This window comes from Rhizobium sp. BG4 (assembly GCF_016864575.1).
In the GTDB taxonomy this organism is placed as follows: Bacteria; Pseudomonadota; Alphaproteobacteria; order Rhizobiales; family Rhizobiaceae; genus Rhizobium.
In genome coordinates this window covers 81,237-98,718 of record NZ_CP044125.1, presented here as the reverse complement: position 1 = coordinate 98,718, position 17,482 = coordinate 81,237, and the positions used below count along the sequence as shown (strand labels likewise).

18 protein-coding genes and 1 pseudogene are annotated in these 17,482 nt (G+C 60.7%); 9 read left to right on the top strand and 10 right to left on the bottom strand.

Annotated features, from left to right (window positions below):
- Window positions 1-56: 56 nt before the first annotated feature.
- A complete protein-coding gene (locus F2982_RS00515; protein ID WP_203428946.1) occupies window positions 57-770 on the top strand; it encodes a hypothetical protein in 714 nt (237 codons plus the stop codon).
- A gap of 69 nt (window positions 771-839) precedes the next feature.
- Here F2982_RS00515 and F2982_RS00510 read toward each other — a convergent pair whose 3' ends face one another.
- The 4 genes from F2982_RS00510 to F2982_RS00495 form a co-directional block, all read right to left on the bottom strand.
- Window positions 840-1,607, bottom strand: a complete 768-nt coding sequence (locus tag F2982_RS00510) for an amino acid ABC transporter ATP-binding protein (protein WP_112711687.1) — start codon at window positions 1,605-1,607, stop codon at window positions 840-842.
- Window positions 1,608-1,625: 18 nt separating this feature from the next.
- Window positions 1,626-2,780 carry an amino acid ABC transporter permease gene (locus F2982_RS00505; protein ID WP_112711689.1) on the bottom strand — a complete coding sequence of 385 codons (1,155 nt, stop codon included), beginning with the start codon at window positions 2,778-2,780 and terminating at the stop codon, window positions 1,626-1,628.
- Between the two features lies 1 nt (window position 2,781).
- Window positions 2,782-3,984 (bottom strand): amino acid ABC transporter permease, encoded by a 1,203-nt coding sequence (locus F2982_RS00500; RefSeq protein ID WP_203428945.1) that lies wholly within the window; start codon window positions 3,982-3,984, stop codon window positions 2,782-2,784.
- Window positions 3,985-4,078: 94 nt separating this feature from the next.
- Window positions 4,079-5,104: an amino acid ABC transporter substrate-binding protein gene (locus F2982_RS00495; protein WP_112711693.1), complete on the bottom strand. Its 1,026-nt coding sequence runs from the start codon at window positions 5,102-5,104 to the stop codon at window positions 4,079-4,081.
- Between the two features lie 369 nt (window positions 5,105-5,473).
- Between F2982_RS00495 and F2982_RS00490 the strand changes: the two genes are divergently transcribed.
- The gene (locus F2982_RS00490) at window positions 5,474-6,664 is read left to right on the top strand and encodes a cystathionine beta-lyase (protein ID WP_203428944.1); all 1,191 of its coding nucleotides are present in this window, start codon (window positions 5,474-5,476) and stop codon (window positions 6,662-6,664) included.
- Here the strand turns inward: F2982_RS00490 and F2982_RS00485 are convergent, their stop codons facing one another.
- Entirely contained in the window at window positions 6,665-7,798 is a 1,134-nt protein-coding gene (locus F2982_RS00485) for an FAD-dependent monooxygenase (RefSeq protein ID WP_203428943.1), read from the bottom strand.
- Window positions 7,799-7,824: 26 nt separating this feature from the next.
- Window positions 7,825-8,070 carry a zinc-finger domain-containing protein gene (locus tag F2982_RS00480; protein WP_112711699.1) on the bottom strand — a complete coding sequence of 82 codons (246 nt, stop codon included), beginning with the start codon at window positions 8,068-8,070 and terminating at the stop codon, window positions 7,825-7,827.
- Between the two features lie 158 nt (window positions 8,071-8,228).
- Here F2982_RS00480 and F2982_RS00475 point away from each other — a divergent pair, with 158 nt between their 5' ends.
- From F2982_RS00475 to clpA, 7 genes and pseudogenes are all read left to right on the top strand, one after another.
- Complete coding sequence (locus F2982_RS00475) at window positions 8,229-9,008, top strand: alpha/beta hydrolase (RefSeq protein WP_203428942.1); 780 nt, start codon at window positions 8,229-8,231, stop codon at window positions 9,006-9,008.
- 132 nt (window positions 9,009-9,140) lie between these two features.
- Window positions 9,141-9,973, top strand: a pseudogene (gene cysE / locus F2982_RS00470) (serine O-acetyltransferase).
- Window positions 9,974-10,111: 138 nt separating this feature from the next.
- Complete coding sequence (locus tag F2982_RS00465) at window positions 10,112-10,315, top strand: DUF3126 family protein (RefSeq protein WP_112388095.1); 204 nt, start codon at window positions 10,112-10,114, stop codon at window positions 10,313-10,315.
- Window positions 10,316-10,463: 148 nt separating this feature from the next.
- Complete coding sequence (locus tag F2982_RS00460; protein ID WP_203428941.1) at window positions 10,464-10,907, top strand: DUF3597 domain-containing protein; 444 nt, start codon at window positions 10,464-10,466, stop codon at window positions 10,905-10,907.
- 230 nt (window positions 10,908-11,137) lie between these two features.
- Complete coding sequence (locus tag F2982_RS00455) at window positions 11,138-11,509, top strand: phasin family protein (RefSeq protein ID WP_112711707.1); 372 nt, start codon at window positions 11,138-11,140, stop codon at window positions 11,507-11,509.
- A gap of 259 nt (window positions 11,510-11,768) precedes the next feature.
- Window positions 11,769-12,122 carry an ATP-dependent Clp protease adapter ClpS gene (clpS, locus tag F2982_RS00450; RefSeq protein ID WP_112388172.1) on the top strand — a complete coding sequence of 118 codons (354 nt, stop codon included), beginning with the start codon at window positions 11,769-11,771 and terminating at the stop codon, window positions 12,120-12,122.
- Between the two features lie 10 nt (window positions 12,123-12,132).
- Entirely contained in the window at window positions 12,133-14,625 is a 2,493-nt protein-coding gene (gene clpA, locus F2982_RS00445) for an ATP-dependent Clp protease ATP-binding subunit ClpA (RefSeq protein WP_203428940.1), read from the top strand.
- A gap of 72 nt (window positions 14,626-14,697) precedes the next feature.
- On the opposite strand, the gene F2982_RS00440 is transcribed toward clpA, so the two are convergent.
- From F2982_RS00440 to F2982_RS00425, 4 genes are all read right to left on the bottom strand, one after another.
- The gene (locus F2982_RS00440; RefSeq protein ID WP_130278399.1) at window positions 14,698-14,988 is read right to left on the bottom strand and encodes a Dabb family protein; all 291 of its coding nucleotides are present in this window, start codon (window positions 14,986-14,988) and stop codon (window positions 14,698-14,700) included.
- A 26-nt stretch (window positions 14,989-15,014) separates the two neighbouring features.
- Window positions 15,015-15,443 carry an HIT family protein gene (locus F2982_RS00435; protein WP_203428939.1) on the bottom strand — a complete coding sequence of 143 codons (429 nt, stop codon included), beginning with the start codon at window positions 15,441-15,443 and terminating at the stop codon, window positions 15,015-15,017.
- 50 nt (window positions 15,444-15,493) lie between these two features.
- Window positions 15,494-16,684: a GNAT family N-acetyltransferase gene (locus F2982_RS00430; protein ID WP_203428938.1), complete on the bottom strand. Its 1,191-nt coding sequence runs from the start codon at window positions 16,682-16,684 to the stop codon at window positions 15,494-15,496.
- 78 nt (window positions 16,685-16,762) lie between these two features.
- Window positions 16,763-17,482, bottom strand: coding sequence for a glycerophosphodiester phosphodiesterase (locus F2982_RS00425; protein WP_203428937.1), 720 nt, complete (start codon window positions 17,480-17,482; stop codon window positions 16,763-16,765).

Here is a 17,482-nt window from a genome sequence, read left to right as displayed (position 1 = left end):
TTCCCTCGATTTTCGGCTGCCGGTCAAATCCGGCATTTGGAAAACGGAGGAGTACAATGACTTACGCTTATTCCAGGACCCGGCTTGCCGTTCTCGCAACCGCCTGCTCGATTTTTGTCATGCCGCTCGGCGCTGCTCACGCGCTTGATATCTCGATCGGCGGCAGCAATGGTGTGAATGCCAGCGTCGGCGTGTCGTCAGGCAGCTCCGGCGGCCTCGGTGCCAATGTCGGAGCATCGGTCGGCGGTTCGAAGGGCATCAACGCCAATACGAATGCTACGGTCGGCGGCTCGAAAGGCCTTGTCGATGCCGATGTCGACGCAACGGTCGGCGGCAGCGACGGCGTCAAGGCCAAGGTCGGCGCCAACGCGCTGAGCAGCAGCAATCTCGCCGACGTCAATGCCGATGTCTCCGCTGGCGGCAGCAACGGCGTCAACGCCAAGGTGGGTGCAACGGCAGGCGGCAGCCAGCTGCTCGACGCCGATGTCACTGCTTCCGTCGGTGGCCGCAGCGGCATCAACGCCAATGTCGGTGCAGACGTCGGCAACAGCGTCGGCGCCACCCTCGGTCTAGGGATCGGCGGCAGTGCCACCGGCAGCAACGGCAATGGTGCCAATATCACGCCCGGTGCCGTGGCGCGCGAGTTCAGCAGGATGGATCCGAGCGACCAGAAGAAGATGCTGGTGCGCTGCCGCGACGTGGCAGCGGGCGGCTATGACTCGGGTCTTGCCGGTCTCTGCAAGATGCTGCGCACGCTGGCATCCCGCTGACGGATATCCCGCTCAAACAAAAAAAGCCGCCGGAGCGATCCGGCGGCTTTTCCTGGAATTGGCTGAGCCTCAGTGCAGGATCTGGCTGAGGAAGAGCTTGGTGCGCTCGTGCTGGGGATTGTCGAAGAATTCGGCGGGCGAATTCTGTTCGACGATCTGGCCCTGGTCCATGAAGATGACGCGGTTGGCGACCTGGCGGGCAAAGCCCATTTCGTGGGTGACGCAGAGCATGGTCATGCCTTCTTCGGCGAGACCGACCATGGTGTCGAGCACTTCCTTGATCATTTCAGGGTCGAGAGCCGAGGTCGGCTCATCGAACAGCATGATCTTGGGGTTCATGCAGAGCGAACGGGCGATCGCTACGCGCTGCTGCTGACCACCGGAAAGCTGGCCCGGATATTTGTTGGCCTGTTCCGGGATCTTGACGCGCTTGAGGAAGTGCATGGCGACTTCTTCGGCCTGCTTCTTCGGCATCTTGCGCACCCAGATCGGCGCCAGCGTGCAGTTTTCCAGGATCGTCAGATGCGGGAAGAGGTTGAAGTGCTGGAACACCATGCCGACTTCGCGGCGCACTTCGTCGATCTTCTTCAGGTCGTTGGTGAGCTCGGTACCGTCGACGACGATCTGGCCCTTCTGATGCTCTTCCAGACGGTTGATGCAGCGGATCATCGTCGACTTGCCGGAGCCCGACGGGCCGGCGATGACGATGCGCTCGCCCTTCATGACCTTCAGGTTGATGTCGCGCAGAACGTGGAAGTCGCCATACCACTTGTTCATGTTGGTGATTTCGACGGCGACCTCGGTCGCGGAGACGGTGAGCTTTTTAGCTTCAGCCATAGTTGTTACCCTCAATTCTTATCGTTTGTGGCCGGTGTCGAGATGGCGTTCCATGAACACCGAATAGCGCGACATGCCGAAGCAGAAAATCCAGAAGACGAAGCCAGCAAAGATCAATCCTGTCAATGGTGTGACTGCAGAGGCCCAGTTGCCGTCAGAGAAGTTCAGGCGAACGATGCCGAGCAGGTCGAACATGCTGATGATCGACACCAGCGACGTATCCTTGAACATACCAATGAACGTGTTGACGATGCCAGGGATCACGAGCTTGATCGCCTGCGGCAAAATGATCAGCCGCATCTTCTGCCAATAGCCGAGGCCGAGCGAAGCGGCGCCCTCGTATTGACCTTTCGGAATGGCCTGCAGGCCGCCGCGGATGACTTCGGCCATATAGGCGGACGCGAAGATCGATACGCCGATGACGGCGCGGATCAGCTTGTCGACATTCCAGCCCTGCGGCAGGAACAGCGGCAGCATGACGCTTGCCATGAACAGCACGGTGATCAGCGGAATGCCGCGGATGACCTCGATGAAGATGACGCAGACCATCTTCACGACCGGCATCTGCGAACGCCGTCCGAGCGCCAGGATGATGCCGAAGGGCAGCGACACTGCGATACCGACGAAGGAGACCACGAGCGTCACCAACAGGCCGCCCCAGAGCGGCGTCTCGACGATCTCGAGACCGAAGCCGCCGTAAAGCAGCCAGATCGACACGAGCGGCAAGGCAACGAACAGCAGCAGCGCGTTCAGGCCCTTGCGCGGCATCGACGGGATCAGCATCGGCGTCAGCAGCGCTGCGAACATGATGAACACCAGCGTCGGGCGCCAGCGCTCGTCGAGCGTATAGCGGCCATAGACGAACTGATCGAGCTTGGCGTTGACGAAGGCCCAGCAGGCACCGCTCCATCCATCAGGCTGCGTGCCGCCCTGGACGGTCGTGGCACAGAAGGTGCGGTCGGTGCCGGTCCAGACGGCCTGGATGAACAGCCAGTTGATCATGTGCGGCAGCACCCAGGCGAGTGCTGCGATCGCAATCACCGTCAGCACGATGTCCTTCGGTGTTGCGAGCAGGTTGCGCCTGATCCAGGCGATTGCGCCGCGCTGGCTTGCCGGAGCCGGTTCTGGCTCCAGCATGGCATTGCGGACGAAAGAAATGTTCGAGCCGGACATCTTATCTCTCCACCAGTGCCATCTTGGCGTTGAACCAGTTCATGAACAGCGAGGTGAGCACGCTGAGCCCGAGATAGACGACGATCCAGACGACGACGACCTCGATCGACTGGCCGGTCTGGTTGAGCGTCGTACCCCCGACGGCAACGAGATCCGAGAAGCCGACGGCGATTGCCAGCGACGAATTCTTGGTCAGGTTCAGATACTGGCTGGTGAGCGGCGGAATGATGATGCGGAAGGCCTGCGGCACGACGACGAGGCGGGTGACCGAGGACGGATGCAGGCCGAGTGCACCGGCTGCCTCCGACTGGCCCTTCGGCACGCCGCGGATACCGGCACGCACGATCTCGGCGATGAAGGCTGCGGTGTAGAAGGACAATGCCAAAAACAGCGACATGAATTCCGGGCCGACGACGGAGCCGCCGGTCAGGTTGAACTTGCCGGCCACGGGTACGTCGAAGGAGATCGGCAGGCCGGTCGCCAGGAAGGCGAGGATCGGCAGGCCGGCGATCAGCGCGATCGATACCCAGATCGTGTGAAACTGCTTGCCGGTCGCGGCCTGACGCTTGTGCGCCCAGCGCGCCGTGATCACGGTCGCGATGATGCCGATGACGAGGGCGGCGAGCACCACCCACATGCCCGCCTCGAACATCGGCTTCGGGAAGGCGAGGCCGCGGTTGTTCAGGAACATGCTGAAGGGCAGGTGCAGGGATTCGCGCGGCTGCGGCAGCACGGCGAGAACACCGGAATACCAGAAGAAGATGACGAGCAGCGGCGGGATGTTGCGGAACACCTCGACATAGACGGTGCAAAGCTTGGCGATCAGCCAGTTATGCGACAGGCGTCCGATGCCGACGATGAAGCCGATGATCGTCGCAGTGATGATGCCGGTGATGGCAACGAGAATGGTGTTCAGGATGCCGACGACGAGCGCCCGGCCGTAGGTCGAATCGCTCGAATAGGAGATCAGCGACTGGCCGATTTCGAAGCCTGCGCGCCCATTGAGAAATGCGAAGCCAGATGCCGTGTTGCTGCGTTGCAGGTTGATCGCCGTATTGTGAGCGACCCACGCTATGAAACCAACGAGCAGAACTACGGTCAGAACCTGGAAAAAGATGCCCCTTAACTTGGGGTCGTAAAGTGCCGACTGGAGCGTCCAGCGGCTCTCCGGCAAAGGTGTCGTGTGCACAGCCTCTTGCGTCATGCCGAGCCTAATCCCCTATGTGCCCGTTTTTGGGCTTTTTTTCTTGGAAGATGGAAAGGCGGTTTCCCGCCTTTCCGGCATTCATGTCAAAAGCTTAGCGAACCGGCGGTGCGTACTGGATGCCGCCCTTGTTCCACAGAGCGTTGAGGCCACGCGCGATCTTCAGCGGGCTGCCCTGACCGACGTTGCGCTCGAAGACTTCGCTGTAGTTGCCGACGCCCTTGATGACGTTGTAGGCCCACTCGTTGGTCAGGCCGAGGTCCGTACCGATCTTGGTATCGGCTTCGGTGCCGAGGAAGCGCTTGATATCCGGGTTCGGCGAGTTCTTCATCTCGTCGACGTTGGCCTGGGTGATGCCGAACTCTTCAGCATTCACGAGCGCGTAAGCCGTCCAGGACACGATGTCGAACCACTGGTCGTCACCCTGGCGAACTGCCGGGCCGAGCGGCTCCTTGGAGATGATCTCCGGAAGGATCATGTGCTCGTCGGGGTTCTTCAGCGTCAGACGCAGCGAGTAGAGGCCTGACTGGTCGGTCGTGTAGACGTCGCAACGGCCGGAGTCGTAAGCAGCGTTGACTTCTTCGAGCTTTTCGAAAACGACCGGGTTGTACTGAAGGTTGTTGGCCTTGAAGTAGTCGGCGAGGTTCAGCTCGGTGGTCGTGCCGGACTGTACGCAGACAGCAGCGCCGGAGAGTTCGAGAGCCGACTTCACGTTCAGGCTCTTGCGAACCATGAAGCCCTGACCGTCGTAATAGGTGACCGGACGGAAGTTGAAGCCGAGAGCGGTGTCGCGGTTGATCGTCCAGGTGGTGTTACGCGAGAGAACGTCGACTTCGCCCGACTGCAGGGCCGGGAAGCGGTCCTTCGCGGAGAGGGGCGTGTACTTGACCTTGGTCGGGTCGCCGAAGACGGCGGAAGCGACGGCCTTGCAGAAATCAACGTCGAAGCCGGCCCAGTTGCCGGAAGCGTCAGGCTGCGCGAAGCCGAGCAGGCCCGAGTTGACGCCGCACTGAACGAAACCCTTTGCCTTTACGTCTTCAAGAGTGGTTGCCGAGGCCGCATGGGCGCCAAGAGCGAAAACTGCTGCGCCGACGGCGGCGGACAGGAGCTTAATCTTCATTTTTCCCAACCTTTTATCTGTTGTCTTATGTTCTTTGTGGAGGAGACGGCCGAAGAAAACCTTCCCCCCAATTCTCGACACCCTCCCGGCGCGAGTGGTTCTATCACAGTCGCAAATGCCAAGACGGTCAAGTGTCGCAGACAATAAATGCGGCAAAATTCGGCATTTTGGCAAAATGCGCCGTTCTCATAGGCAGTTGGATAGTATTTGGGCAGTGTTTTGCGGAAAAATACCGCGCAATTCACTGATATATCTGCGAAAGTAACGATGCGGGTAATTTTCGGGCAGTTCCGGCTACGGGGTTGACCGGCCTTTTCCCGAGGTCCAAAACTCGCCCATTGCATCCCTCGCCAAAGGCTATTTCAGACTATGAAAGACAAAGACGGTCTCCTGCAGAATGCAGGCATCAACACCCGCCTCTCGCATCTCGGCAACGATCCCTCGGAATATCACGGCTTCGTCAATCCGCCCGTGGTGCATGCATCGACCGTGCTGTTCCCGAATGCCAAGGCGATGGAAACGCGGGCGCAGAAATACACCTATGGTACCCGCGGCACGCCGACGACGGATGCGCTTTGCGAGGCGATCGACGCACTGGAGGGATCTGCCGGAACGATCCTGGTACCGTCGGGCCTGGCGGCGGTCACGGTGCCGTTCCTTGCCTTCCTCTCGGCAGGCGATCATGCGCTGATCGTTGATTCCGTCTACACGCCGACCCGCCATTTCTGCGATACGATGCTGACGCGCCTCGGCGTTGAGGTGGAGTACTACGACCCGGCGATCGGCGCGGGAATCGAGCAGCTGTTCAAGCCGAATACCAAGCTGGTGCACACCGAGGCGCCGGGCTCGAACACCTTCGAGATGCAGGACATCCCGGCCATCGCCGCAATCGCCCACAAGCACGGCGCCGTCGTTGCCATGGACAACACCTGGGCGACCCCGGTCTATTTCCGCCCGCTCGATTTCGGCGTTGATATCTCGATCCACGCCGCGACCAAGTATCCGGCCGGTCATTCCGATATCCTGATGGGCACCGTTTCGGCCAATGCCAAGCATTGGGAGCAGCTGAAGGAAGCCAACATCACGCTCGGTATCTGCGGCGCGCCCGACGACGCTTACCAGGTGTTGCGCGGACTGCGCACCATGGGCATCCGCCTGGAGCGCCACTATGAAAGCGCGCTTGCCGTTGCAAAATGGCTTGAGGGCCGGGACGAAGTGGCGAAGGTGCTGCATCCGGCCCTGCCGAGCTTCAAGGGGCACGACCTCTGGAAGCGTGACTTCAAGGGCGCCAGCGGCATTTTCTCCTTCGTGCTCAAGGCCGATTCCGCCGAGCAGTTCAAGCCGAAGGCGCATGCCTTCCTCGATGCGCTCAGCATCTTCGGCCTCGGCTGGTCCTGGGGTGGTTTCGAGTGCCTCGCGGTTCACGTCAACCTGAACGACCGCCGTATCGCCAAGGCGCCGGAAGGCGGCCCGCTGATCCGCCTGCAGATCGGTCTCGAAGATGTTGCCGACATCAAGGCCGACATCGAGCGCGGCTTTGCCGCGTCGAACGCCGTCTGATCAGGCCTGCGGCCGGTAGCCGTAGATCCAGTCGAGATCCGCCGCGAGACTTTGCGGCGGCTTCAGCGACAAGACGATATCACGCCCGATCCTGACGGGACCGCGGGCGTGATAGGCAAAGCGGTTGAACGCACCGCGCTTGCGAATCCTGGCGATCCGCGCCGTCCTCAGCGCCTCGAAGCGGGGCAGGGCCTGTCCGGCACCTTCCCGAGACAACATCTCACCAAGCTCGAAAGCATCCTCGATCGCCATCGCCGCGCCCTGTGCGGCAAAGGGCATCATCGCATGTGCGGCATCGCCGATCAGCACGCGGTCACGCCCGTTCTGCCAGCGTCCCTCGGTCGCCTCGTAGAGCGGCCAGAAGGTTGGTGCGATGTCGCCAAAGAGTGACTTGATGCCCGGGTGCCAGCCCTTGAAGCGCGATCGCAATATCTCCAGCTGGTGACGTTCCGCTCCGCCGTCCCAGAGGTGCCGGTCATCCGTGCCGCCGGTGATCGCCACCAGATTGAAGCTCGCGGTCTCCTTCAGCGGATAGCAGACGAGATGCGCGGACGGGCCGAGATAGGCCGCGACATTGTCGCGATCGAGAAAATCCGGCGCCGACGCCTGAGAAATCGTGAAGCGATAGGCGATATTGCCGGAGAACCGCGGCGAGGGTGCGCCGGGAATATGCTGGCGCATCTTCGACCAGACGCCATCGGCGCCGATCACCAACCCGGCAGGCAGGCTGGCGGATTCGAAGGGTGTTCCAAGATGCAGGCGGCAGAGCGGATTGCTGCGCACGGCTTCGAGCAGAACCCGTTGCAAGGTCGCGCGATGCAGCACGCCATAAGGTGCATCCCACCGGTCGCGCGCAAAACGTCCGGCCGGAACGGCGGCGAGAGGCCGCAGCGTATCGCCGGCGACGAGCCGGATCATCTCGGGCTCAAGCCAGTGCTTTTCGATCTCGGAGAGAACGCCGAGTTGACGCAGGATTCGCGATGCATTGGGAGAGAGCTGCAGTCCGGCGCCGACTTCGGCAAGTTCGCTCGCCTGCTCGAATATGTCGGAGCCGATACCGTGCCTGGCAAGCGCCAGCGCGGCCGTCAGCCCCGCAATTCCAGCGCCCGCAATGGAGGCATGTTCGACCGGCATCTGTTATCCGATCCCGGAAGAAATGATCAGGCGGCCTTGACGTGGAAAACGCAGCCGGCCGGGTTCGTCTGGTTGGACTTCAGCGCGCCGTTGAAGCGGTAGAGCGTCGAGCAGTAGGAGCAGACCTTCTCGTTGTCGTCGCCCATGTCGATGAAGATATGCGGATGGTCGAACGGCACGGATGCGCCGGTGCACATGAATTCCTTCACGCCGACTTCGATCACGCGGTGTCCGCCGTCGTTCTGGAAGTGAGGAATGCTGTGGCCGGCCATGTCTGTCTCCGAATGCTTTGAAATTTGGCCGGACATTATCTTTCTTCGCCGCAAATGTGTAGAGCCAAAGCGCCGCAAGCGGCATGGTTTTTTGCCCGCCGGGGTTCACCTCGCGGCAGCGATAAAATATGGTCCGCCGCAAACAGGAACCAGCCTTTATGAACTTGAATACGCCAGCATTCTCCAGCTTCACGCATGATGGCCTCAACCTCGCCTATTTCGATGAAGGCGATCCGAATGGTGCGCCGGTCCTGCTGATCCACGGATTTGCCTCGACCGCCAATGTGAACTGGGTGCATCCGGGCTGGCTGAAAACGCTGGGCGATGCCGGCTACCGCGTCATCGCCATGGACAACCGCGGCCATGGCGCAAGCGACAAGCCGCACGATTCCGAGGCTTACCGCCCCTGGGTCATGGCGGCCGACTCCATGGCGCTTCTCGACCATCTCGGCATTCCGGAAGCCAATGTCATGGGCTACTCGATGGGTGCCCGCATCTCCGTCTTCGCAGCACTTGCCAATCCGCACCGCGTCCGCTCGCTGGTGCTCGGCGGTCTCGGCATCGGCATGACTGATGGCGTCGGCGACTGGGACCCGATCGCCGATGCACTGCTGGCGCCCTCGCTCGATACCGTCACGCATGATCGCGGCCGCATGTTCCGCATGTTTGCCGAGCAGACTAGGAGCGACCGCCAGGCGCTTGCCATGTGCATCCGCGGATCGCGCGATCTTGTCGCAAGGGCCGACATGGGCAAGATCGAGGCGCCGACCTTGATCGGCGTCGGAACAAAGGACGACATCGCGGGTTCGCCTCAGGAGCTTGCCGCCCTGATGCCGAATGCCGAAGCGTTGGATATCCCGGGCCGCGACCACATGCTGGCGGTCGGCGACAGGGTGTTCAAGAAGGCCGTTCTGGAGTTTTACGAGAAAGTCGCCTGACGGTGACATGCCGCTTTTGGGCGGATCTTCACGGAAAAATCATCCTAAAAAGGTCTGGCGGCTGCACCCATTTATGTTACAGCCGTTTTGCTTTATACAATGACCTTCCCAAGGGAAATGAGGAGACCGGTAATGGTCGCGAAGACAGACATTCGTCCTCTTGAAGCTGCAAGCTCGCTCAAGGTGATGGATCCGATCTGGGACAGCCTGCGCGAAGAAGCGCGCGTTGCTGCCGAGAAGGATCCGGTCCTGGCGGCTTTCCTTTATTCGACGGTGATCAATCACCGCTCGCTGGAAGAATGCGTCATCCACCGTATCTGCGAACGCCTCGACCATCCCGATATGCAGGCGACGCTGCTGCGTCAGGCTTTTGACGAGATGCTGTCCGATTGGCCGGAATGGAGCGACATCCTGCGTGTCGACATCCAGGCGATCTACGACCGCGATCCCGCGTGCCTGCGCTTCATGGAGGCCGTGCTCTATTTCAAGGGTTTTCACGCGCTGCAGACCCATCGCCTGGCTCATTGGCTGCTTAACCGTGGACGCCGCGATCTGGCGCTCTATCTGCAGAGCCGTTCGTCCAGTGTATTTCAGACGGATATCAATCCGGCGGCGCGGATCGGGAAGGGCATCTTCCTCGATCACGCAACCGGTCTGGTGGTCGGCGAAACGGCTGTGATCGGTGACAACGTCTCGATCCTGCATGGCGTGACGCTCGGCGGTACCGGCAAGGAAGGCGCAGATCGCCATCCGAAGATCGGTAGCGGCGTGCTGATCGGCGCGGGTGCCAAGATCCTCGGCAATATCGAGATCGGCTATTGCTCGCGCGTCGCCGCAGGCTCGGTGGTGCTGAAGGCCGTTCCCCGAAGACGACCGTTGCCGGCGTGCCGGCGAAGGTGGTCGGAGAAGCCGGGTGTTCGGAGCCGTCGCGGATAATGGACCAGGTGATCGGCGCCGATATCTGAGCCGCTCATATCAGAAACGGCTGAAAAAGCGGGCCACAAACGCAAGGGGAAAGCCGGTGCACTTGCATGCTGGCAGCCTTTACAGCGCCGCTTTTCCTGTGCAAGAAGCGGCCAACTGAGACCGCTAGGAGATCAAGTGTGAAGCCTGAAGAACTCAAGAAGCTCGACGCCTATTTCAAGAAAACGCTCAATCCGGAAATCGTCGTGAAGGCGCGTCCGCGCAAGAACGACTCGGCTGAAGTTTACCTCGGCGAGGAGTTCCTGGGTGTCGTCTATATCGATGACGAAGACGGCGACCGCTCCTATAACTTCTCGATGGCGATCCTCGACGTCGATCTCTGATCAGCGCCGCCATTCGCTGGATATCACGGGCCGCTCTGCGGCCCGTTTGTTTTTGCCGAAACAATCCGGGTGGAATCGCTGGATGAACCCGTCCTCTGCTCCATTTTAGGGATTGCGAATGCGATCAACCAAGATGGAGGCTGAGGACATGGGTATTTTCGATAAGATCAAGCATGCGATCTTCGGTGAGGCCAAGGCGGCACCGGTAACGGCCGCTGCGCCGCCGAAGGCCGAGCCCGCTGCGGCGGCTCCCGCTTCGCCTTCGGTCGCCCCTGCGGCTGCAGCGCCCGCAGCATCTCCGGCGCCCTCCGCACCCGCGCCGAGCACCGCAGCTCCCGTCGATATCGTACCCATCCTCGATGCTGCCGTGAAGAAGAGCGGCCAGAAGCTCGACTGGCGCCGCTCGATCGTCGATCTGATGAAGGCGGTCGGCATGGATGCCAGCCTTGCCGAGCGCAAGGAGCTGGCAGCCGAGCTCGGTTATTCCGGTGATCCCGGCGACTCCGCCAAGATGAACATGTTCCTGCACAAGGCGCTGATGAAGCGGCTGTCGGAAAATGGCGGCAAGGTGCCGGCCGATCTGCTCGACTAGGAGGCAAACGCAAATGTGTTTCGAGGCTTCGCTGGCTAATGGCGAAGCCTCAGGTTGCGACTTGCTGATATATGTCTGCAAAATCAATGATGGATGTACGTTCCTCTTTTTTGCTGGAGTATTTCTGAACGCGAATGCACGCATGAGTCGTTTTGCATCGCACAAAATCGCTTGACTCCTGAAGCTTTGCAGCTACCTTTTTTGCTGCAGAGCCGAAGAGGAGGATGTGCATGTTCAACTTTGACGAGACGAACCGCAAGAGCAAGGAAGCCATGGACACGATGCTCAAGAGCTATTCGGATAGCGCCAAGGGCTTCCAGGCGATCGCCACCGAAGCGGTGGAATATTCCAAGAAATCCTTTGAAGACGCAGTCAAGCATTTCGAGGCGCTGACGGGCGTTCGCAGCATCGAAGCTGCCTTCGACCTTCAGAGCAGTTATGTGAAATCGTCCTACGAAAGCTTCGTTGCCGAAGCCACCAAGATGGGCGACATGTATTCCGACCTCGCCAAGGGCGCCTACAAGCCCTACGAGGCACAGGTTCCGGCGCCGATCGTGAAGGCCGCCAAGGCCGCAGCGCAGGCGACGCCCGCCGCGGCCTGATTTCATGCGCCCGATGGGCGCACCCCTTGAAAAACGAAGACCGGCTACGCACTTGCGGCCGGTCTTTTTTGTTTTCTGCCGCGTTCAAGAAATAGTCCGGGACTTTTTTCGCGTTTGCGTCAAGTCCTGCGGAATTGTGATTGCAGTCGGGAACAAGGGGCTTAAAATCGCAGCATTATGAACTAAGTTAGTGTTTCAGATATTCGGTGGGTAAAGCATCCTCCCATGCACCATCGGACTGATCGAGGAATGAATGAAAATGATCGCAAAGCCGATCCGGATGCAAAACGATGGCGAAAGGAACGGGGACAACGGAAATCGCGGAACCTCGGTCATTACACGTACCAAGCCGAAGACCAAGAAGCCTAATCTCTACCGCGTGCTCATCCTGAATGACGACTACACCCCCATGGAATTCGTCATCCACATCCTGGAGCGGTTTTTCCAGAAAGATCGCGAAAGTGCCACCCGCATCATGCTGCATGTCCATAACCACGGCGTCGGTGAATGCGGGATATTCACATACGAGGTAGCGGAGACCAAGGTGAGCCAGGTGATGGACTTTGCCCGGCAGCATCAGCATCCGCTGCAATGCGTCATGGAAAAGAAGTGAGGATCACAACGTGCCAACATTTTCGCCTAGCTTAGAAAAGGCGCTCCATCAGGCACTGACCTTTGCCAACGAGCGGCATCACGAATATGCCACGCTCGAGCATCTGCTGCTCGCCCTTGTAGACGACTCCGATGCGGCCGCGGTCATGGGTGCCTGCAATGTCGATCTCGACGCGCTCCGCAAGACACTGATCGAGTACATCGACAACGAACTCTCCAACCTGGTCACCGGATATGACGAGGACTCCAAGCCGACCTCCGGCTTCCAGCGCGTCATCCAGCGTGCCGTCATCCATGTCCAGTCTTCCGGCCGCGAAGAAGTGACCGGCGCCAACGTGCTCGTCGCCATCTTCGCCGAGCGCGAAAGCCATGCCGCATACTTCCTGCAGGAACAGGAAATGACCCGCTACGACGCGGTCAACTACATCTCGCACGGGATCGGCAAGCGGCCGGGCTCGTCGGAAAGCCGCACCCCGCGCGGTGCCGAGGATGAGTCCGAAAGCAAGCCGAGCACCTCGCGCGGCGGCGAGGACGATGCAGCCGGCAAAAAGCAGCAGGATGCGCTGAAGGCTTACTGCGTCAATCTCAACGAGAAGGCCAAGACCGGCAAGATCGACCCGCTGATCGGCCGCCACGCCGAAGTCAGCCGCACGATCCAGGTCCTGTGCCGCCGTTCGAAGAACAATCCGCTCTATGTCGGTGATCCCGGCGTGGGCAAGACGGCGATTGCCGAAGGCCTCGCCAAGCGCATCGTCGAAGGCAAGGTTCCGGAAGCGCTCGCTGACGCCACCATCTTCTCGCTCGACATGGGCACGCTGCTCGCCGGCACCCGCTACCGCGGTGACTTCGAAGAGCGCCTGAAGCAGGTCGTCAAGGAACTCGAAGAGTATCCGGGCGCCGTTCTGTTCATCGACGAGATCCATACCGTGATCGGCGCCGGCGCCACCTCGGGCGGCGCGATGGATGCATCGAACCTCCTGAAGCCCGCTCTGTCTTCGGGTGCGATCCGTTGCATCGGTTCGACCACCTACAAGGAATACCGCCAGTTCTTCGAAAAGGACCGGGCTCTGGTTCGCCGCTTCCAGAAAATCGACGTCAACGAGCCGTCGATCGACGATGCGATCGAAATCATGAAGGGCCTGAAGCCTTATTTCGAAGAGTATCACCACCTGCGTTATTCGAATGACGCCATCAAGTCGGCTGTCGAGCTGTCGGCCCGCTATATCTCGGACCGCAAGCTGCCGGACAAGGCGATCGATGTCATCGACGAAACCGGTGCGGCCCAGATGCTGTTGCCGCCGTCGCGCCGCCGCAAGCTGATCACCGAAAAGGAGATCGAAGCGACGATCGCGACCATGGCCCGCATTCCGCCGAAGACCGTGTCGAAGGATGACGAAGCCGTTCTTGCCAATCTCGAGCAGGAACTGCGTTCGGTGGTCTACGGCCAGGATACGGCGATCGAAGCCCTGTCGACGGCGATCAAGCTGGCCCGTGCCGGTCTGCGCGAGCCGAACAAGCCGATCGGCTCCTACGTCTTCTCCGGCCCGACGGGCGTCGGCAAGACGGAAGTCGCCAAGCAGCTTGCTTCCTCGCTCGGCGTCGAGATGCTGCGCTTTGACATGTCCGAGTACATGGAGCGGCACACGGTTTCCCGTCTGCTGGGCGCGCCTCCCGGCTATGTCGGCTTCGACCAGGGCGGTCTCCTGACCGATGGCGTCGACCAGCATCCGCATTGCGTCGTTCTGCTCGACGAAATCGAGAAGGCGCATCCCGACATCTACAACATCCTGTTGCAGGTGATGGACCACGGCACGCTGACCGACCATAACGGCAAGAAGATCGACTTCCGCAACGTCATCCTGATCATGACGACCAATGCGGGCGCGTCCGAAATGGCCAAGGCCGCCTTCGGCTTCGGTTCGTCGAAGCGCAGCGGTGAGGATGAAGAGGCGCTGAACCGCCTGTTCACGCCGGAGTTCCGCAACCGTCTCGATGCGATCATTCCGTTCGCCTCGCTGCCGACCGCCGTCATCCACAAGGTCGTCCAGAAGTTCATCATGCAGCTGGAAGCACAGCTTTCCGAACGCAACGTGACCTTCGACCTGCACGAGGATGCGATCGCCTGGCTGGCCGAAAAGGGTTACGACGAGAAGATGGGTGCCCGCCCGCTCGCTCGCGTCATCCAGGATGTCATCAAGAAGCCCCTGGCCAACGAAATCCTGTTCGGCAAGCTGAAGAAGGGTGGCGTCGTCACCGTCAGCGTCGGTCCGAAGGAAGACGGCAAACCCGGCATCGTGCTCAATTCCGTTTCGGAACTGGCGCCGATCAAGCCGAAGCCCGAAGCAGAGGCCATCCATCCGGAAGCCGATCATGACGACGATGGCGAGCTGAAGACCAAGGCGAAGAAGGTCACGGCGAAGAAGGCCAAAGCCTCGGCCGAGCCCGAAGTCAAATCCGCGCCCAAGAAGGGCAGCGCGGTACCGAAAGTGCCGCGCAAGAACTGAATGTCACCGGCAGGTGAATAACGAAGAGGCCGCAGCGATGCGGCCTCTTCTGCTTTCAAGTGGTCGCCGGCCTCAGAGTGGCTGGTAGTCGATTTCGAGGAAATCCTCGACCTCGGGCACCCACCGGTCGCGCACGAAGGCGACATGGGCGGGATGCACATTATAGGCGTCGTAGCCGGCCTGGTTTTCGAACTCCATGGAAAAGCCGAACGCGAAGGCGTTCTTCGGGCTGGTCTGACGGAGTTGCTCGAAGTTGCGCACGCTCGGAATCTGCGCCAGATCGAGTGCGGCACTGAGAAACGCCTTCTCTTCAGGCGAACCGGCGGAATGCTTGAGGCGGAACGCCACGGTATGACGGATCATCGATAGTTCTCCCGACGATTGCTGGCTCAGCCGAGCTCGGCCTTGATCTTCTCGGCATTGGCGGCAAGCACGGCGCCGTCTTCCATCTTGCCGGAATGCGGCTTCAGCGCCACGCCCTCGTGGCGCGGGATGACGTGGAAGTGCAGGTGGAACACCGTCTGGCCGGCCGCCGTCTCGTTGAACTGGCAGACGAAGACGCCGTCGGCGTCGAAGGCATCCTGCACGGCATTGGCGATTTTCTGGACGACGGTGATCGAATGCGAAAGCGCTGCCGGATCGGCATCGAGGAGGTTGCGCGACGGAGCCTTGGGAACGACGAGCACATGGCCCGGCGCTTGCGGCATCACATCCATGAAGGCAACGGTCTGCTCGTCTTCGTAGACGCGATGGGAGGGGATTTCGCCGCGCAGAATCTTGGCGAAGATGTTGTTGTCGTCATAGGCGGCGCTGGTCATCGAAATCTCCTCATGTGTGCTGATCGGGTAGCGCGGCGGAGGCGAGGGCGTCAATCCTCCTGCTGCCGTTCGCCTTTGCGAAAGGGGCTGTGGTCGGTGAGGATCTCGTTCATATGCTCGACATCCTCGCGCTCGCGCTCGAGATAATCCGAGATCGCACGGCGAAGCCCGGCATGAGCGACGTAATGCGCCGAATGCGTCGTGACCGGCAGGTAGCCGCGGGCGAGCTTGTGCTCGCCCTGCGCCCCGGCCTCGACCCGCTTCAGGCCCTTGGCAAGCGCAAAGTCGATCGCCTGATGATAGCAGACCTCGAAATGCAGGTAGGGGTGATCCTCGATACAGCCCCAGTGGCGGCCGTAAAGCGTATCGCCGCCGATGAAATTGATGGCGCCCGCCACATAGCGCCCGTCGCGCTTGGCCATCACCAGCAGGATATCGTCAGGCATGCGTTCGCCGATCAGTGAATAGAAGTCTCGCGTGAGATACGGCCGGCCCCATTTGCGGCTGCCGGTGTCCATGTAGAAAGAAAAGAACTGGTCCCAGATCCGCTCGGTCAGATCGGCGCCGGTCAGCCAGTCGATGCTGATGCCGTTCTCAAGCGCCGCCCGCCGCTCCTTCTTCAGCGCCTTGCGCTTGCGCGATGCCAGCGTCTCCAGGAAGGCGTCGTGATCGGCATAGCCGTCATTGATGAAATGGAACTGCTGGTCGGTGCGATGCAGATAGCCGTCCGTCTCGAAGACCGAAATCTCGTCTTCGGGAACGAAGGTCACATGCGCCGAGGAGACGCCGAGGCGGCGCACCACTTCCTTGAGGCTTTCGGCAATCGCGGTCTGGATCGGCCGCCGCTCGAAACCTTCAGCGACGAGGAGGCGCGGCCCGGTCGCGGGCGTGAAGGGGATCGAGCATTGCAGCTTCGGATAATAGTGCCCACCGGCGCGTTCGAAGGCGTCGGCCCAGCCGTGATCGAAGACATATTCACCCTGGCTGTGGTTCTTGAGATAGCCGGGCAGGGCGCCGATCAGCTCTCCCTTGTCTGTCTCCAGCAACAGGTGATGTCCGAGCCAGCCGGTATCGGCCGTCGCGGAACCTGACTCTTCGAGAGACGACAGGAAGGCGTGGGAGAGGAATGGATTGTAGGGAACAGTGTCCGCCGCTTTCGATGTTCCGGAGAGCCGTGACCAGCTCTCCGGGGAAATGGCGGTAAAAGACCGTTCGACGCGGATCGAGATTTCATCAGTCATGGAGCAAAAGACGAAGCCTTCGGGGGAGGAGTGTGGCTCCCTTTCAGTCTGCGCATGATCTTGTCCAAAAAGCGAGCATCAAACCGAAACGCGCGGATCAAATCCCTCGAAGGTCATCTGATCGGCGTTTTCGAACGTATGCTTGCGCGCCTTCTCGTCGCGGACCGTCCAGGTGATCACCGGAATGCCCTTGGCGCGCTGGCCCGAGATGAACGGGTTCGGCAGGTCGGCGAAGAAATAGGAGATGAAGTCGAGGCCGAGCGCCATCGCCTTCTCATGCACCTCGAATTCCTCCGGCTTGTTGCCGCCAGCGGTCAGGCCGACCGGGTAGGGCGCGTTCAGCGCCTTCAGGTCGCGTAGCAGCCAATGGTCGAAGCTCATCAGCGCCACCTTGCCCTGGTATCCCTCGAGCACTTCGAGCACTGTTTCGGCAAAGCCTTCGTCATCGGCTTCGCGGCCCTTGAGTTCGAGCACGAGCGGCACCTTGCCCTGGACGAGATCGAGCAGCTGCTTCAGCGTCGGGATCTTGTCGGCAGTGCCGCCGACCGAGAGCAGGCCGAGTTCCTGCGAGGTCCGCGCGCGGATATCGCCCGGCATGTTGCAGAGGCGTTCGAGGTTCTCGTCGTGGAAGATGATCGGCACGCCATCGGAGGCGTAGTGCAGGTCGCATTCGATCGCAAAACCGGCTTCGACGGCGCGCGAAAACGCGCTCAGCGTGTTTTCCCACACGAGCTTGTTGGTGTCGTGGTAGCCGCGATGGGCGACCGGGAGTTCCTTGATCCAGGCTGCGGAGGTCAT

Coding starts and splice junctions, on each gene's coding strand:
- F2982_RS00515 (WP_203428946.1), top strand. CDS start 57: ATGACTTACGCTTATTCCAGGACCCGGCTTGCCGTTCTCGCAACCGCC.
- F2982_RS00510 (WP_112711687.1), bottom strand. CDS start 1,607: ATGGCTGAAGCTAAAAAGCTCACCGTCTCCGCGACCGAGGTCGCCGTC.
- F2982_RS00505 (WP_112711689.1), bottom strand. CDS start 2,780: ATGTCCGGCTCGAACATTTCTTTCGTCCGCAATGCCATGCTGGAGCCA.
- F2982_RS00500 (WP_203428945.1), bottom strand. CDS start 3,984: ATGACGCAAGAGGCTGTGCACACGACACCTTTGCCGGAGAGCCGCTGG.
- F2982_RS00495 (WP_112711693.1), bottom strand. CDS start 5,104: ATGAAGATTAAGCTCCTGTCCGCCGCCGTCGGCGCAGCAGTTTTCGCT.
- F2982_RS00490 (WP_203428944.1), top strand. CDS start 5,474: ATGAAAGACAAAGACGGTCTCCTGCAGAATGCAGGCATCAACACCCGC.
- F2982_RS00485 (WP_203428943.1), bottom strand. CDS start 7,798: ATGCCGGTCGAACATGCCTCCATTGCGGGCGCTGGAATTGCGGGGCTG.
- F2982_RS00480 (WP_112711699.1), bottom strand. CDS start 8,070: ATGGCCGGCCACAGCATTCCTCACTTCCAGAACGACGGCGGACACCGC.
- F2982_RS00475 (WP_203428942.1), top strand. CDS start 8,229: ATGAACTTGAATACGCCAGCATTCTCCAGCTTCACGCATGATGGCCTC.
- F2982_RS00460 (WP_203428941.1), top strand. CDS start 10,464: ATGGGTATTTTCGATAAGATCAAGCATGCGATCTTCGGTGAGGCCAAG.
- F2982_RS00455 (WP_112711707.1), top strand. CDS start 11,138: ATGTTCAACTTTGACGAGACGAACCGCAAGAGCAAGGAAGCCATGGAC.
- clpS (WP_112388172.1), top strand. CDS start 11,769: ATGATCGCAAAGCCGATCCGGATGCAAAACGATGGCGAAAGGAACGGG.
- F2982_RS00440 (WP_130278399.1), bottom strand. CDS start 14,988: ATGATCCGTCATACCGTGGCGTTCCGCCTCAAGCATTCCGCCGGTTCG.
- F2982_RS00435 (WP_203428939.1), bottom strand. CDS start 15,443: ATGACCAGCGCCGCCTATGACGACAACAACATCTTCGCCAAGATTCTG.
- F2982_RS00430 (WP_203428938.1), bottom strand. CDS start 16,684: ATGACTGATGAAATCTCGATCCGCGTCGAACGGTCTTTTACCGCCATT.
- F2982_RS00425 (WP_203428937.1), bottom strand. CDS start 17,482: ATGACCTCCGCAGCCTGGATCAAGGAACTCCCGGTCGCCCATCGCGGC.